At 60.5% G+C, this 16,162-nt stretch carries 15 protein-coding genes; 3 read left to right on the top strand and 12 right to left on the bottom strand.

What is annotated here, in order from left to right; translation table 11 throughout:
* Positions 1-8: 8 nt before the first annotated feature.
* Positions 9-2,090 (bottom strand): flagellar biosynthesis protein FlhA, encoded by a 2,082-nt coding sequence (gene flhA, locus ACEI37_RS07195; RefSeq protein ID WP_373376069.1) that lies wholly within the window; start codon positions 2,088-2,090, stop codon positions 9-11.
* Positions 2,087-3,229 (bottom strand): flagellar biosynthesis protein FlhB, encoded by a 1,143-nt coding sequence (flhB, locus tag ACEI37_RS07190; RefSeq protein ID WP_373376068.1) that lies wholly within the window; start codon positions 3,227-3,229, stop codon positions 2,087-2,089. The genes flhA and flhB overlap by 4 nt, the downstream gene beginning before the upstream one ends.
* 471 nt (positions 3,230-3,700) lie before the next feature.
* Between flhB and ACEI37_RS07185 the strand changes: the two genes are divergently transcribed.
* Together ACEI37_RS07185 and ACEI37_RS07180 are read left to right on the top strand one after the other, a co-directional pair.
* Positions 3,701-5,281, top strand: a complete 1,581-nt coding sequence (locus tag ACEI37_RS07185) for an isocitrate lyase (RefSeq protein WP_373376067.1) — start codon at positions 3,701-3,703, stop codon at positions 5,279-5,281.
* Between the two features lie 102 nt (positions 5,282-5,383).
* Positions 5,384-5,584: a hypothetical protein gene (locus ACEI37_RS07180; protein WP_373376066.1), complete on the top strand. Its 201-nt coding sequence runs from the start codon at positions 5,384-5,386 to the stop codon at positions 5,582-5,584.
* A 441-nt stretch (positions 5,585-6,025) separates the two neighbouring features.
* On the opposite strand, the gene ACEI37_RS07175 is transcribed toward ACEI37_RS07180, so the two are convergent.
* On the bottom strand, positions 6,026-7,726 hold the full coding sequence (locus tag ACEI37_RS07175; RefSeq protein ID WP_373376065.1) for an AIPR family protein: 1,701 nt from the start codon (positions 7,724-7,726) through the stop codon (positions 6,026-6,028).
* Between the two features lie 119 nt (positions 7,727-7,845).
* Positions 7,846-8,214 carry a hypothetical protein gene (locus ACEI37_RS07170; RefSeq protein WP_373376064.1) on the bottom strand — a complete coding sequence of 123 codons (369 nt, stop codon included), beginning with the start codon at positions 8,212-8,214 and terminating at the stop codon, positions 7,846-7,848.
* A 435-nt stretch (positions 8,215-8,649) separates the two neighbouring features.
* On the opposite strand from ACEI37_RS07170, the gene ACEI37_RS07165 reads away from it, so the two are divergent.
* Positions 8,650-8,919, top strand: coding sequence for a hypothetical protein (locus tag ACEI37_RS07165; RefSeq protein WP_373376063.1), 270 nt, complete (start codon positions 8,650-8,652; stop codon positions 8,917-8,919).
* A 418-nt stretch (positions 8,920-9,337) separates the two neighbouring features.
* On the opposite strand, the gene ACEI37_RS07160 is transcribed toward ACEI37_RS07165, so the two are convergent.
* The 8 genes from ACEI37_RS07160 to ACEI37_RS07125 all read right to left on the bottom strand — a co-directional run bounded on the left by ACEI37_RS07160 (position 9,338) and on the right by ACEI37_RS07125 (position 16,161).
* The gene (locus ACEI37_RS07160) at positions 9,338-10,834 is read right to left on the bottom strand and encodes a P-loop ATPase, Sll1717 family (protein ID WP_373376062.1); all 1,497 of its coding nucleotides are present in this window, start codon (positions 10,832-10,834) and stop codon (positions 9,338-9,340) included.
* 193 nt (positions 10,835-11,027) lie between these two features.
* Positions 11,028-11,318 (bottom strand): hypothetical protein, encoded by a 291-nt coding sequence (locus ACEI37_RS07155; protein ID WP_373376061.1) that lies wholly within the window; start codon positions 11,316-11,318, stop codon positions 11,028-11,030.
* 544 nt (positions 11,319-11,862) lie between these two features.
* Positions 11,863-12,498, bottom strand: coding sequence for a protein phosphatase CheZ (cheZ, locus tag ACEI37_RS07150; protein ID WP_012355109.1), 636 nt, complete (start codon positions 12,496-12,498; stop codon positions 11,863-11,865).
* Positions 12,499-12,516: 18 nt separating this feature from the next.
* The gene (cheY, locus tag ACEI37_RS07145; protein WP_018004712.1) at positions 12,517-12,903 is read right to left on the bottom strand and encodes a chemotaxis response regulator CheY; all 387 of its coding nucleotides are present in this window, start codon (positions 12,901-12,903) and stop codon (positions 12,517-12,519) included.
* 69 nt (positions 12,904-12,972) lie between these two features.
* Complete coding sequence (locus ACEI37_RS07140) at positions 12,973-14,055, bottom strand: chemotaxis response regulator protein-glutamate methylesterase (protein WP_265922849.1); 1,083 nt, start codon at positions 14,053-14,055, stop codon at positions 12,973-12,975.
* Positions 14,056-14,077: 22 nt separating this feature from the next.
* Entirely contained in the window at positions 14,078-14,728 is a 651-nt protein-coding gene (gene cheD / locus ACEI37_RS07135) for a chemoreceptor glutamine deamidase CheD (protein ID WP_373376060.1), read from the bottom strand.
* Positions 14,728-15,642, bottom strand: a complete 915-nt coding sequence (locus tag ACEI37_RS07130; protein ID WP_373376059.1) for a CheR family methyltransferase — start codon at positions 15,640-15,642, stop codon at positions 14,728-14,730. The genes cheD and ACEI37_RS07130 overlap by 1 nt, the downstream gene beginning before the upstream one ends.
* Before the next feature lie 24 nt (positions 15,643-15,666).
* On the bottom strand, positions 15,667-16,161 hold the full coding sequence (locus ACEI37_RS07125; RefSeq protein WP_252678884.1) for a chemotaxis protein CheW: 495 nt from the start codon (positions 16,159-16,161) through the stop codon (positions 15,667-15,669).
* Between the last annotated feature and the right edge of the window lies 1 nt (position 16,162).

Genomic DNA, 16,162 nt, shown 5'->3' with positions numbered 1-16,162 from the left:
TTGACTCCTCACGCGCCGATCATGGCGGTGATGCGGATGTTTCGGTTATCCGGCACTTCGGCGTGCGACAGCACCCGCAGCTGCGGCATGGTCCGGCGCAGGAAGCGCGCCATCAGCGGGCGCAGCTGCGACGGCACCAGCAGCACCGGGTCCATGCCCAGCTGCTCCTGGCGCGTGACCGCGCCCTGGGTCTGCTGCAGCAGCGCGTCGGCCAGGCCCGGCTCGATGCCGCCGCCATTGGTCAGCGCCTGCGACAGCACGCGCTCCAGGCCGGCATCGAGGCCAATCACCTGCAGATCGGCATTGTTGGGGAACAGCTGCTGCGTGATGGCGCGGCCCAGTGCCACCCGGACCATCGCGGTCAGCTCGTTCGGGTCGCTGATCTTGGGCGCGTGCTCGGCCACCACATCGAGGATGGTGCGCATGTCGCGGATCGGCACGCCTTCGTCCAGCAGGTTCTGCAGGATCTTCTGCAACGCCGTCAGCGAGATCGTCTTCGGCACCAGGTCTTCGGTCAGCTTGGGCGATTCCTTGGCGATGCGGTCCAGCAGCGCCTGCACTTCCTGGCGGCCCAGCAGCTCGGCCGCGTGCATGTGGATCAGGTGGTTCAGGTGCGTGGCGACCACGGTGCTGGCATCGACCACGGTGTAGCCGTACGCCTGCGCCTGTTCCTTGATGCCGGCATCGATCCACACCGCCGGCAGGCCGAAGGCCGGATCGCGCGTGGCCGCGCCGGGCAGCGTGCCGCTGACCTGGCCGGGATTGATCGCCATCCACTGGCCCGGCATGGCTTCGCCACGGCCGATCTCCACGCCCTTGAGCGTGATGCGGTAGGCGTTGGGCTTCAGTTCCAGGTTGTCGCGGATATGCACCACGGGGACCAGGAAGCCGATCTCCTGCGCCACCTTCTTGCGGATGCTCTTTATGCGGCCCAGCAGCTCGCCGTCCTGCGCGCGGTCCACCAGCGTGATCAGGCGGTAGCCTACTTCCATGCCGAGCGGATCGACCAGCGTGACGTCGTCCCAGGTCGCTTCGGTCGATTCCTGCGCCACCGCGGGGGTGCGCTCTTCGCGCTGTTTGGTCTGCGCCTGCGTGGCCGCGCGGCGCGCGACATAGCGGCCCATCCACACCAGCACACCCGCCAGCAGCAGGAAAGCAAAATGCGGCATGCCCGGGATGATGCCCATCAGGCCGATGATGCCCGCGGTCAGGTACAGAACGCGCGGGTTGGCGAAGAGCTGGCCGGTCAGCTGCTCGCCCACGTCCTGCTCATTTGACACGCGCGACACGATCACGCCGGCCGCGGTGGAGATCACCAGCGCCGGAATCTGCGCCACCAGGCCATCGCCGATGGTCAGCAGCGTGTAGTTGTGCACGGCGGTGCCGAAGTCCAGGTCGTGCTGGACCATGCCCACCACCATGCCCGCGGCTACGTTGATAAACATGATCAGCAGGCCCGCCACCGCATCGCCGCGCACGAACTTGCTGGCACCGTCCATGGCGCCGTAGAAGTCAGATTCCTGCGCCACCTCGGCGCGGCGCTTCTTGGCGGCGGCTTCGTCGATCAGGCCGGCGTTCAGGTCGGCATCGATCGACATCTGCTTGCCCGGCATCGAGTCCAGCATGAAGCGCGCGCCGACCTCGGCAATGCGCCCCGCGCCCTTGGTGATCACCATGAAGTTGATCACCACCAGGATCGCGAACACCACGATCCCTACGGCAAAGTTGCCGCCCACCAGGAAGTGGCCGAAGGCCTCCACCACCTTGCCGGCCGCGTCCGGGCCGGTATGGCCTTCCAGCAGCACCACGCGCGTGGACGCCACGTTCAGCGACAGCCGCAGCAGCGTGGTGAACAGCAGCACCGCCGGGAACGCCGCAAAATCCAGCGGCTTCTGCGTGTACATGCTGACCAGCAGCACCATGATCGCCAGCGCGATATTGAAGGTGAACAGCAGGTCCAGCACAAAAGGCGGCAGCGGCAGGATCATCATCCCAAGGATCATGATGATCAGCAGCGGCCCCGTCATGGCCTTGAGCTGGCCGGCCGAACGCAGGCCAGGCAGGTTGAACAGGTTGCTCAGAGCGTTCATTCGCGCATTTCCGGTACGGCGAGTTCATCGGGCACCGGCAGGTCCGCGGGGGCCTGCGGCTGCGGGCCCTGCGAGTAGTGCCAGTGCTTCAGTTGATAGACCCAGGCCAGCACTTCGGCCACGGCGGTATAGAGGCCGGCCGGGATTTCCTGGCCCAGCTCCACATGGCGGTGCAGCGCGCGCGCCAGCGGCGGCGCCGACATCAGCGGCACGCGGTGCTCGGCCGCCAGCGCGCGGATGCGCGCGGCAATGTCGCCGGTGCCCTTTGCCACCACGCGCGGCGCGCCCATGCGCCCTTCCTCATAGCGCAGCGCCACGGCAAAGTGCGTGGGGTTGGTCACCACCACATCGGCCTTGGGCACCTCCGTCATCATGCGGCGGCGCGCCATGGCGCGCTGCTGCTGGCGGATGCGGTTCTTGATATGGGGATCGCCCTCGCTCTCCTTGAACTCCTGCTTGACTTCTTCCTTGGTCATGCGCAGCTTCTTGAAGAACTCCCAGTACTGCCACGGCACGTCGATGGCGGCCACCACCAGTAGCGACAGCGACACCACCAGGCAGCAGAACATCACCAGATCGACCATGTGCAGCAGCGCTTCCTGCACCGGCGCATTCATCAGCGCGATGGCCTCGGGCAATCGACGCCACAGCACCCAGGCGCCCACCGCGCCCACCAGCAGCGACTTGGCCACGGCTTTGAGCAGCTCCACCAGCGAATGCGCCGAGAACATCCGCCCCAGTCCCGCAATCGGCGACAGCCGCGACAGCTGCGGCGCGAACGACTTGCCCGAGAACACCCAGCCGCCCAGCAGGAGCGGCGCGGCCAGCGCGGCCACGCCGAACAGCAGCAGCAACGGCAGGAAGGCCAGCAGGCTGTCCCACACCATCAGCGCAACGCGCGACAGCATGCGCGCCGGATCGAACGCCGTGGCCGGCTCGAAGCGCAACGCCCCCTGCATCACCTGGTTCAGGCTGCGGCCCAGGTGGCCGCCCAGCGTCCACAGGCCGGTCACGCCGGCAATCAGCATCACGAACGTGGCGAGCTCGCGCGAACGCACCACCTGCCCCTCCTCGCGCGCCTTTTCCAGGCGCCGGGGTGAGGCGGGTTCGGTTTTCTCGAGATCGCTTTCTTCGGACATCCACGCTCCGTGCGAAGCGGCAGGCCGCTATTCGTCAGCGGGGATTATCGAAGCGGGGTGGGATTCCCATTCGCGCGAAAAGGCGGGGGAATTGGGTGCTGTTTGGGAAATGAGCAACCGTCAGCGTTAACGGCGGACGGTTCGGGAGTCTTTAGCGGAAAAGTGACGAAGCCGCCGGCAGGCGGTGCGCTGACGCCCCTTTGCCCGCTCACTGAAAGCGCGTTTCACATCGTGGGATTTTGATGTTGCGCTGCGCCGCGTCCGCTTTCGTTCTGCGAAAAAACGTTCCGTATCGTGAGAAAGCACACTCATCCCATTGAAAACAAAGGAAAAACAAAGTCTTATGTCTTATATAAGACATAGCCGCAACGGCGGCGGATCCCCCTACAATGAGTTCACGCTGTTTGCTTCGACCCACGGTCGGCACGCCAAACGATTTTTCTCAAACGCGCCTTATCTTAGGAAACTGACATGGCCCAGTATCAAGACGACATCAAGGCAGTGGCTGCTTTGAAAGAAACCCAGGGCAGCGCCTGGAATGCCATCAACCCCGAGTACGCTGCCCGCATGCGCGCGCAGAACAAGTTCAAGACGGGCCTGGACATCGCCAAGTACACCGCCAAGATCATGCGCGCCGACATGGCCGCCTATGACGCGGACCCGTCGAAGTACACCCAGTCGCTGGGCTGCTGGCACGGCTTTATCGGCCAGCAGAAGATGATTTCCATCAAGAAGCACTTCAACAGCACCGAACGCCGCTACCTGTACCTGTCCGGCTGGATGGTCGCCGCGCTGCGCTCCGAGTTCGGCCCGCTGCCCGACCAGTCGATGCACGAGAAGACCTCGGTCAGCGCGCTGATCCGCGAGCTGTACACCTTCCTGCGCCAGGCCGACGCCCGTGAACTGGGCGGCCTGTTCCGCCAGCTCGACGCCGCCACCGGCGCCGAAAAGGCCGCGATCCAGCAGAAGATCGACAACCACGTCACCCACGTGGTGCCCATCATCGCCGACATCGACGCCGGTTTCGGCAACGCCGAAGCGACCTACCTGCTGGCCAAGCAATTCATCGAAGCCGGCGCCTGCTGCATCCAGATCGAAAACCAGGTGTCCGACGAAAAGCAATGCGGCCACCAGGACGGCAAGGTCACCGTGCCGCATGAGGACTTCCTGGCCAAGATCCGCGCCATCCGCTACGCCTTCCTGGAACTGGGCGTGGACGACGGCATCATCGTCGCCCGCACCGACTCGCTGGGCGCCGGCCTGACCAAGCAGATCGCCGTGACCGCCAAGCCGGGCGACCTGGGCGACCAATACAACTCGTTCCTCGATTGCGAAGAACTGTCGGCCGACCAGCTGGGCAATGGCGACGTCATCATCAAGCGCGACGGCAAGCTGCTGCGCCCCAGGCGCCTGCCCAGCAACCTGTTCCAGTTCCGCGCCGGCACGGGCGAAGCACGCTGCGTGCTGGATTGCGTGACCGCGCTGCAGAACGGCGCCGACCTGCTGTGGATCGAAACCGAAAAGCCGCACATCGCGCAGATCGCCGGCATGGTCAACGAAATCCGCAAGGTCATCCCGAACGCCAAGCTGGTGTACAACAACAGCCCGTCGTTCAACTGGACCCTGAATTTCCGCCAGCAAGCGTATGACGCGATGAAGGCCGAGGGCAAGGACGTGTCGGCCTACGACCGCGCACAGCTGATGAGTGTGGAGTACGACGATAGCGAACTGGCGAAGCTGGCGGACGAGAAGATTCGTACGTTCCAGGCGGATGCGTCGCGTGAAGCTGGCATCTTCCATCATCTGATTACGCTGCCGACGTATCACACGGCTGCGCTGTCGACGGATAACCTGGCCAAGGAATACTTTGGTGACCAGGGGATGCTGGGTTATGTGGCTGGGGTGCAGCGGAAGGAAATTCGTCAGGGGATCGCCTGCGTCAAGCACCAGAATATGTCGGGGTCGGACATTGGGGATGATCACAAGGAGTACTTCAGCGGGGAGGCGGCGCTGAAGGCGGCGGGGAAGGACAATACTATGAATCAGTTTTGATTGCTGGTAGTACCTAAAGCAGAACGCCAGCCCGTATGGGCTGGCGTTTTTTTATGAAGCGGGTTACTTGCACGTTTTTTCTTTTGAGGGTTAAAGACGCGCATGCCTGCTACCGTGCTGGGATGGGGCCAGAACGCGCTGCATCACTCTCACTTGATTGTGTTTAATACGAAAAAACGATTGAAAGAAATTGCCGGTAGCACAAATAGCTTCGATGCCATGAAAAATACCATGCCACCCAGTCTCACACGCCAAGCGCAGCTTAAATCGACACCAGCCATCCAGCACGAAGCATGGGGCTAAATCCCGCCCTTTGTCTGTCGCGTTGTTCAAGCATGCGTTGACCTGTTCAAATGCAGGCCCGGGCTCCACGTCGTAGGTCGCTTGCCACTAGTCGTCTTCGCCAGGCAGTTCCTACAGTTGAGCGGTAGGCTTGAACGTCTGCCCGTCTGCCCGCCAGCAACCGCTAAGAAAAATATCGTGCCGAGGGATTCTTCCAAACACATGCTTTGCCTCATTTGCTAGATTCGATGAATGCGTCGAGTTCGTGCGAACGGAACATGGAAAGGCCGGGCCTCCGTGTTAGCTCAAGATTTAACACCTTGAATACGCCGGCCGGGCGGCGGCCGGTATGACCTAGGTGGTGCAGAACTCCTTGATTCAGTATTCGGACTTAACGGCGGCGTCGTTTTTCAGACTGCCTTCCGCTCTCCCCGCGTACCATCCATGTGCGTTCCATATGCTTTACCCGAGCAGCTTGTCGACGTTAGAAAGCACCGATCCAGTGAGAGGCGGCGACTTGAGGAGGTCACGTGAAATAGCAGGATCGGGTAGCGCTGTATTAATCAATTGATTGAGCCGATCAAACCAAGTCCCGTCATTTGCGGAAAAGAGGCTATACAAAGCCTCATTCTTTGACCTACAACCGAACTCCTTATACTTCGCACCGCAATATTTCGATGCAGCAGTCATCACATGCCAACGCAACTTTGAGTACTTTCCGTCGAATCGCTTGTTCGACGTGAGCATCCGCAACCGATAGTGGGCGAAGCAGGCCGTATAGTAGTCTTCCTCTTGTGCGCCTTTAGAAAACACATCATTGAGGAGTTCTCCGGTTAGTCTATTGGGATACCTGCTGGAAATGTCCGGTCGCATCATGAACATTGCTGCGTAGCACCGCGCAGTCTCGCGAACATCAAAGATCCGCACTGGAGCCACATTCTCAGGACGGTATTGCCCTTTGCGCCGTTCGAAATATATTCGGTTAACTTCCCCAGCACCTCGCGCATTGAAATACTGCTCCAATTCCCGTAATGCGGCCAGCGTTGAAATGAATTGAGCATCTTCAACCTTTGACTGCCTATTTGTTGCGCGCACAATATCGTCGATCACTGATGGCTCATCAGCTTCAATCAGCTTGACCATGAGGCAGACGGTATTGTCGACCTGCGCATCCAAGGAAACCAAAATGTTCGATGTCTGGCATCCATTGACGATTTGGAAATCTCTAATGTAAATTGCTTGTCCGGCTGGGCGCACGCTAGATGCAACAATGGTCACACCATTATTCATCAGGCCAAACCTTGGTTTCTTATTCTCATCAGTCAAGGTTTCTGCAATTTCAGAATTCACTTCGACGTCAATCCCGAGGAAGTCGCGTACATTTTCCTCAAAAAGCTTCTTCCGTGGCAAACCATTTTGGTCCTTAAGAATGGCGTCGATAAAGCTCCGAGCGGTCACCGTGGCAACGTAAGCGTTATTGATATTTGGCACTGCCGGGAATGGGGCATAGCCAACCGTCGCCAGCTGGGCTTCCATTGGACCATCTGCTGCCAACCACATCTCATGAATGACATCACGGTGCGCTTTGATGAAGCGCGTCTCGTTTGAGTAGCCCATTTTCTTGAGGGCAACCTCTCCCACCTGGAATGCGGCGTTTATCTCAACTGCGTCCGTATCCGGTGCAGCGGTAAAGAAGTATGCAAAGATGTTCGGCAATCCACCTTTGATACGGCCGATATTCGCGAAAATCGTGCCGAACATCTTCCTGAAATCTGCCAAATATTGACTGTGCGGTTGAGCGGGATTTTCAGAAAGATAGTCAACAATTGCAGAGACAAAAGAGTCTACTTCTTGTTTCGACCAATTCGTGGACCGCTTTGCCTGAGTCAGGACAATAGATACCTGATATTCCCGCTTGGTAGTTTGGAAGATATCTTCGAGCTCCTCCAACGAAAAAACGGCACGATCATCAAGGAACAAGAGCGCGCCATCAATCCCTGGATCAGCGCCTTCATAAACCAAGTCACTTACCTCGACGCTATCCCCGGAAAAATTTGAAAGCGCACAGTAATTGATGAACGCTTCGAAATTTTTCGCCTCGTCATATGGCGCTCCGAAGTCTTTACAAAAGGTATCAAAGTAAGATTTTGTAACGAGATGCATGTTTCCTCAATGGCGCAAGTTAACGACTGAAACTTCAAGCTTCTGATAGCTGCGATCCTATAATACGTGCACACGACTACCCTGTTTTATAATTCGATCTACCCTAGCCGAGACAGCCTTCATTCGAGCTGATTCAGTCGCCATAAAACACGGAGGCGACGCGTACGCAATGCCATTATGCAATGATCAGGCTCTGTGCAGCCATCGACCCTATTGCTCACCACTTCTACGTAGATGAACTGAGCTTCTGTGTCATGCATAGCAGCGTCCTGCAGATCGAAATTCTGGCCATCTTTCGACACTAAAGCATAGCCGATTCTTTCATACCGACGATTGCCAGAAGCTGAAAAATTGACGGAAACTTTAACAGCTCCGTTGAACACATTTCGGGTCGTGCAATTTTGCGGTCTAACAGCAAGAAAGTTGGGCATGGGTTGAAAGAAGACCGCGACTGCTTGCAAACAGCCCACGTCGGCCGTATCTCTCACGGCTCGGCTCCTTGATGAGTAGTGGACTCGACCAGAGGCACAACCATGAATAGCCGTGCCGCCCCATGACTACTTCCAACCCCTGATCGGTCATCGCAAACCGGGTCTCCGGCAGGTCGGTAAGAGCCATTGGGGGATCGGAAGTCCGCATATCGACTCGCGCATTGAAATCGAGCGAACTAGCGCCTCTTCTAATTTCGCGCCCTAAAAAATGTACTCATGCGCGATCGCCTTCGTCCACCATGCAGAGATATGGCAGCACTTCAGGCCCAGCCGTGCGCACTAGGCAGAACGGCTGACACCGCGCCGCTGTTTCGCCCGTTTGGAGGTATGACGCCTTCTGGCGCATGGTCTACGCTGTCAGGAATGAATTCGCTCACGGGCCCGGGGGAAGCTATGAGAAAGCTTTTGGTGACTATAGCGACGTCTATCTCCATGGAGGCCCACGCCGGCCTCTTTAACGCGGAGTCATTTGAAAACTGCATCTTGGCCAACATGCCCGGCACGGCGGAATGGGCCATAGGCGTAGTTGTGTTGAAGTGTGGGAATAAGCCGGCCGCCAGACCGGGCGCGGGCAGGGGGTTATTTGCCAAGTATCCGAATGGTATGGATTGCTTTCTCGACAAAGGCACGAAGGTCGAAAGCCAGACGGGTAAGGGGCTGGTTTTCATGTCGTGCTCAAATCTCTACGACAAACCAAAATGAGACCAGCGGGCTCGGCCGGATCCCCAATCGACATGGCTTGCTCATCGCCTGCCTGTTAGGCGGCCCCAGAACAGGGTCATATCGCCCCGATGCAAGACGATGTGGTCGACCCACAATAGATGGAAGAACGCGGCCCAGCGCTTTGCCCACGTTGCACTCGCACAGCTGCAGATAGGCCGCACCAGGCGTTGCGCCGTGCGGCGGTATAGCCGCGCACGGCATCCTGTCGCGCAGCGCGTTCACCCGCCGGTGCTCGTCCAGGGTTTGGGGAGTGTTCATCGCCGGTTTCCGGGACGGCCGTCGATCCGTAGGGTGAGGTCGGCGACAAGCGGCCGATGGCATCAAAGGAAAGCTCTCACCGGCCTGTCGCGGCTTACCGTGGCAGCGCCGGTGGAACGATCGGGTGGGGCCATTGGCCTCACGCACGATGTGACTTTAGGCCATTAAAAAATGCACTGCGCACAGCCCATCGCACGGCGTCGTCTGTTCTGACGCTCTTCCAATGATCAGGATGGCGCATCACGTCACGAACTTCGTATCGGTCATCCTCTGGATAACGCACTTCGAGGAAGCCGATTCGGTATAGAAATCGCGCAAGTGCAATATCAGGTTCCCCGTAGGAGACACCGTTTTGAAGCTTGACTTGGCCATTCCCAATTAGACCTCGAAGATGCTTATACAGATCCGAAGCAATCCATTCCAGAGGTTTGCCGGTGAAGGACTGAAGGCAAATATCAAGGCCAGTACAAAGCCCGCCAAACTCAGTCTTCAAGAACTCAAGCTGGTCAGTCGAGTAGCTCCACTCGGCATCCTGAATGACGACTTCGGAAACAGGTAGCCGATCTGCTCCATCAAGTGCAAACTTGATCATGGCCCGCAAGCTCCGTGGCGTATACATAGATCTTCGAACAAAGTAGCTGAAAGAATCACTTTTGGACCTGTTCTTTAACGTTACTTCCGGAGTAAAGAACACGTGCCACATATCATCAAACGGCAGACGAATCGCCCTTGGATCAACCTTCAGAGCGATTGCAATGGCAAGCCGGAGTCTCTGAGCAGTCCAATTCCTTAAATCCCCGACGTCCCAATTAAGTTGCACGACGCCGCTTACCTTGTCTGAATAATGCCAGCCTGGATTAATGTTGAGCCACAAGTCTTGCCGCATGAATAGATGGACTTCAGCGTTCTTGTTGTGATGTGTGATCCTATCTGCTGCCTCGACGGCGTCACGAATTAACCGGACATTGGTCGCCCCGCCCTTCTCTTGCAGATTATCGAAGTCATCGACATACAGCGCGAAGCTTGTGGCTCGCGCAACGCGAGCAATCCTTTCGGCACTATCCTTCTGCTGATCTGCATTCTCAGCCAAGATCGCCTTGGCCCAAGGTACGAGTGTCTTCAGAACATCGACTATGCGTTCACCGAAATCTCGTTCCGTAATTCCTTTGGTCTTAGCCCAAGCGCGTATGGCGACCTCGTCGTCGTTGGTAAGTAGCCGTCCACTCATCTCATGGGCGAGCCTTCGACAGATCAGATCTGCATAAATTTGCATCCAATCGGCGACCGCTCCGTATCCCCGCTCTGCCGCTTTGGCCAAGCGTTCCGCGTGTAGTGAGGCGAGTTCGTCCGCTGAAGCCTCCACAATTAGCGTTTTGGAGTCTGCCTTGCGACGCTCAATGCTTGTTAGCCGAACCGCTGATTTGCCGGAACCCTTGCGAGCCACAGCGACCGTTACGGCAGTGGATATCGCACTCGAGAACCAACTTGGCTGTACGAGCAGATTGTCGAACCAACGGTCTTGGACTGTGTCACGCTCCGCATCTGGGAAGCCGATAAAGGACGAGTCACCTAGCCAGCGCGTATGGATGTCATGTACTTGTGCAGGCGTCAGTGACTTAATTTGCTCAGACTTCATTTGCCTCCCCATGAATTGCATAGTGATTCGAATTTTCGCCCAACTTAGGTGTAGACCCGCCGCACGCAGGCGTCACCCACCAACTCACGCCCGATGACCGATATGGGTCGTTCTGCAACCCCAGTCTCAAGATCAACTCAACTGTACTGGAAAGGTGGGGCGGCACCCGCACTGGCTTCCGACCCACCCAGCATCACTCAACCTCCAACCTCTGCCCCTCCACCGCAGCCAACTCACTCAACACTTGCGTCTCATGCGCCAACCACGCCGCAAGGGAAAGCAAACTCTCCCAAATCCCCTGCTCCAGATCCACCGCCTCCAAACTTGCAGCCCCATGCTCACTAGCCATAAGCAATAGCCCATGAAGCTGCGCCGCCCGTTGCAGTGCGAGACTCAACGGGTTCTCCCCCGCGCTATGAGCAGTCACGAGGGTGTCGACACCATTGTGTTCCGCCGTAATACCGTGATGACTATGGCTATACATGGCGCACCTCCACATACGCGGTTCGCGTGCGCTGCCGCATTGTGCACGTACTGGAGATTGCCGATCGCCCAAAATAGGTAATTAAGAACTGAAGCATGGGAATGCCCCTTATGCATACAGGTTCAGTCCCGTCCTCCGGTGCTGATTGGGGTGGACGGGCGCAAGGCAGGGTTAGCAGACCGGGGATTAGGAGCCGGCGAGCCCGGAGGCTCCCCTGCCAGGGCCCGCCCAATGAAGGAGCATGCTCAGGCACGGCGAACGTAAGGATACCGCCTGACAGCGGTCGTTCGGCCCTAATCCATTCGGGCTGCTAAACCCGGTCGCCACGACGCAGCGACGAACCCAGTATGAAGAGGGGCAGCAAGCGCGAGTATGGGCAAACTCTTAAAAAGCGTTCATCGCCGGATTGCCGGGATGAAGCGGTGCGCAGGTGTTGATGCGGTTGACTTCGTGGATGCGCCGGCCCTCTCCCCCGCCCCTCTCCCGCAAGCGGGAGAGGGGAGAAAACACGCGGCACCGCGAAATGCCGCAGACTATTCAACCCTCAAAACCCCAAACTAGCCAACAAATCATCCACCTGCGCCTGGTCCGACACCACATCCGGTTTCCCTTCCGGATTCACCTGCGGACCATTCATCAGCGTCGACGGCGCCTGCACTTCCACGCGGCGTTCTGATGGCACGTTGTCGATCAGCACCTGCAGCAGTTCCTGCTCCAGCGCGCGGATCATGTCCATCATCTTCTTGATGACCTGGCCGGTCAGGTCCTGGAAGTCCTGCGCCATCATGATGTCGAGCAGGTGGCTGTTGGTGGCGCGTGCTTGGCCGGGCACCTCGGACAGGAAGGCACGGGTGTCCAGTACCAGCGAGCGGGCGTCGGCCAGTTCCACCGGCTTTTCAAACCAGGCAGCCCAGCGCTTGTCGAGCGTTTCGGCCTGCTGTTCGATGTCGGACTGGATCGGCTGCGCCAGTTCAACCGCGTTGAGCGTGCGCTCGGCGGCCTGCTCGGTCATCGCGGCGATGTAGTTGAGGCGGTCGCGCGCGTCGGGGATGGCTTGCGCGGCGCGCTCGATTTCCTTGTCGAGGCCGAGTTCGCGCATGTTGTCGCGCAGCATGCGCGTCAGGTTGCCGATGCGCAGGATCAGTTGTTCGGCGGAATCGTTGCTCAGGGTGGGGGTCATGACAAACGCGCCTCCGCCTCAGCCGCCGAGTTTCTCGAAGATCTTGGTGATCTTCTCGTCCAGCGTGGCGGCCGTGAAGGGCTTGACCACGTAGCCGTTGGCGCCGGCCTGGGCCGCGGCGATGATGTTTTCCTTCTTGGCCTCGGCGGTGACCATCAGCACCGGGATCTTGCCGATGTTGGCGTCGGCGCGGATGGCCTGCAGCATCGACAGGCCGTCCATGTTGGGCATGTTCCAGTCGGAGATCACGAACTGGAAGCTGCCGTCCTTGGCCTTTTCCAGGCCGGCGGCGCCGTCTTCGGCTTCCTCGACGTTGACGAAACCCAGCTCCTTGAGCAGGTTGCGGATGATCCGGCGCATGGTCGGGAAATCGTCCACGACCAGGATCTTGATGTTCTTGTCCACTTTAAAGACTCCAGTAAATGCAGTGATGGCTGGTGGGTCCGGCTTTGTTGTTTCGGCTTGCCGGCTCGCTTAGACCCGTTGCGCGCGCGTGCCGTAGGTGGCCAGGCGCGCCATGACGCGCTGGGTCATCGCCGGCAAGGGCACGACTTCATGCACGCCGCCGGCGGCGATCGCCTCCTTGGGCATGCCGAATACGATGCAACTCTGTTCGTCCTGCGCCAGGTTGTAGGCGCCGGCCTCGCGCATGCGCAGCATGCCGCGCGCGCCGTCCTTGCCCATGCCGGTCAGGATCACGCCGATCACGTTCTTGCCGCCGTGCTGCGCGGCGGAATCGAACAGCACGTCCACCGACGGGCGATGGCGGTTGACCGGCGCCTCCTGCGACAGGTGCGCGACGTAGTTAGCGCCGCTGCGTGCCAGCAGCAAATGCGAGTCGCCCGGCGCGATATACGCATGGCCGGGCAGCACGCGCTCGCCGTGCTCGGCTTCCTTGACGGTGATGCGGCACAGGCCGTCCAACCGCTGCGCGAATGATCGCGTGAAGCCGGCCGGCATATGCTGCACGATCATCACCGCGGGGCTGTCGGGCGGCAGCGGCATCAGGAATTCCTTGATGGCCTCGGTGCCGCCGGTGGAAGCGCCCAGGATGATCAGCTTCTCGGTCGACAGCAGCGGGCTGCGCAGCATCGGCACCGGCGCGGGTCCGCTGGCGGAGGGCGCGGCCGGTTGCGCGGCGGCACGTACACGCGCACGCGACGCGGCGCGCAGCTTGTCGGCGATGGTGTCGGTGTATTCGAGCAGCCCGTCGCGGATGCCCAGCTTGGGCTTGGTGACGAAGTCCACCGCGCCCAGTTCCAGCGCGCGCATGGTGATTTCTGATCCGCGCTCGGTCAGCGACGACACCATCAGCACCGGCATCGGCCGCAGCCGCATCAGCCGCTCCAGGAAGTCGAGGCCGTCCATGCGCGGCATTTCGACGTCGAGCGTCAGCACGTCGGGGTTCAGGCGCTTGATCAGGTCGCGCGCGACCAGCGGGTCGGGCGCGGTGCCGACCACTTCCATGTCGGGCTGGCTGTTGATGATCTCCGTCATCAGGCTGCGGATCAGCGCGGAGTCGTCCACGCACAGCACCTTGATCTTGGCGGCAGTCATGATTGGTCGTGCTTGTAGGGTTTCAGGGAAGCTGGCGCGATTGCACCTGCCGCGCAAACAGTTCCGGCGAGCGCGATGGTTCGCGCGCCGAAGTGGCAATGGCCCGTGCCAGCGCGCGTTCCTCGCGCGCCACCGAAACCTGGTCGTCCTGCCGCGTCAGGCGGCGCACCAGCGCCAGCCCACCGATCGGGAAATAGCTGACGCGGCGCGCATGCGGGCCGCGCAGGTCCTGCGCCGCCACGCGTACCTCTTCCGCTTTCAGGTAGCGCAGCACGAAGTCGGCGTTGCGGTCGCCGATGTTCAGCGTGGTCATGTTGGCCAGCACCGCGCCGCCACCGAAGACCTTGGCCTCGAGCCGCTCGCGGCGCGCGCCCATCTTCAGCAGCTCGTTGATCAGCACTTCCAGCGCATAGCTGCCGTAGCGCATCGATGCGGACAGCATGCGGTCGGCGCTGCCGTCGTCGTCCGGCAGCATGAAGTGGTTCATGCCGCCGACGCCGGCCACTTCGTCCCGAATGCACGCGGCCACGCAAGAGCCCAGCACGGTGGTCAGCACTACGTCGTCGCGCGTTACGTAGTACTCGTTGGGCAGCAGCTTGATGGCCTGCTTGCCGAACTCACGGTCGAAGTAGGTGCGCGTGGCCAGCGCTTCGGGCAGGTGGGGCGTGCGCATTACGATTTGCCCCGACCAGCCGCGGACAGCGCGCCCGGTGCCAGTTCATAGACAGTCTGCCCGCGCAGCTGGAACGCGCGCGTGACGTAGGAGAAGTTCTCCGAATGGCCGGCGAACAGCAGCCCGTGCGGCTTCAGCAGCGGCACGAAGCGCTCCAGGATGCGGCCCTGGGTCGGCTTGTCGAAGTAGATCATTACGTTGCGGCAGAAGATGGCGTCGAACTGCTCGCGGATGCCCCAGTCGGGCGCGAGCAGGTTCAGCGGCTCGAACGCGATGGTGGCGGCCAGCTCCGGCTTGACCTTGACCGATCCGGTGCGCGGGCCGGTGCCCTTCAGGAAGAAGCGCTTGAGCCGTTCCGGCGACAGCCGCGCCACCTGCTCGGCCGAATAGACGCCGCCGCGGGCCTTGGCCAGTACCTGCGTGTCGATGTCGGTGGCCAGCACGGTGCCGGCGCGGTCGCCCAGCGCCTCGGCCAGGGTGATCGCGATCGAGTACGGTTCTTCGCCGGTCGATGCGGCCGAGCACCAGACACTGTAGGGCCGGCCAATCTGCTTGGCATGCTCCGCCAGCAGCGGGAAGTGGTGCGCCTCGCGGAAGAACGAGGTCAGATTCGTCGTCAGCGCGTTGGTGAAGAACTCCCACTCCGGCGAGCGGTCGTCCGCTTCCAGCAGCGCCAGGTACGAGGCAAAGTCGGTCAGCTGCAGCGTGCGCAGCCGGCGCGCAAGCCGGCTGTAGACCATCTCGCGCTTGTGGCTGCCCAGCGAGATGCCGGCGCGCCGGTGGATCAGCGTGCGGATCTGCTCGAAGTCGCGCTCGGTCAGCAAAAAGTCGCGCGCGTCGTCGCGCCGCAGGAGGGCGGCCGGCGCGGTGACCGGGCCGGTGTGCGCGGGGGCGGCGTTGCGGAACGGCGTCATGGGCTGTGCTTCGGTAATGCTGGGTCAGGCGTAATCGGCTTCGACCAGTGCCATCTCGGGGCTGGTCATCAGCTTCTCGATGTCGATCAGCACCAGCATGCGGCCGTCGATGGTGCCCAGGCCGGTCAGGTGCTCGGTCGAGATCGATACGCCGAACTCGGGCGCGGGCTTGATCGCATCACCGGTCAGCGTCAGCACGTCCGACACGCCATCCACCACGATGCCGACCACTCGGCCGGCCACGTTGAGGATGATGACCACGGTCTGGTGGTCGTAGCGCACGTTGCCGAGGCGGAACTTCAGGCGCAGGTCGACGATGGGCACGATCACGCCGCGCAGGTTGGTCACGCCCTTGATAAAGTCGGGCGCGCTGGAGATGCGCGTGACGGTCTCGTAGCTGCGGATCTCCTGCACCTTGAGGATGTCGATGCCGTATTCCTCCGACCCCAGCGTGAAGACCAGGAACTCCTGGCCCGAAGCGTCGCTTCCGGGGGTATCGATGTGTCCGATGCCGGCCATG

The sequence above is a fragment of the Cupriavidus nantongensis genome, from assembly GCF_041726985.1.
In the GTDB taxonomy this organism is placed as follows: domain Bacteria; phylum Pseudomonadota; class Gammaproteobacteria; order Burkholderiales; family Burkholderiaceae; genus Cupriavidus; species Cupriavidus nantongensis_A.
Note: the sequence above shows the minus strand (reverse complement) of the source record. Positions and strands in the feature narration are given on the sequence as shown.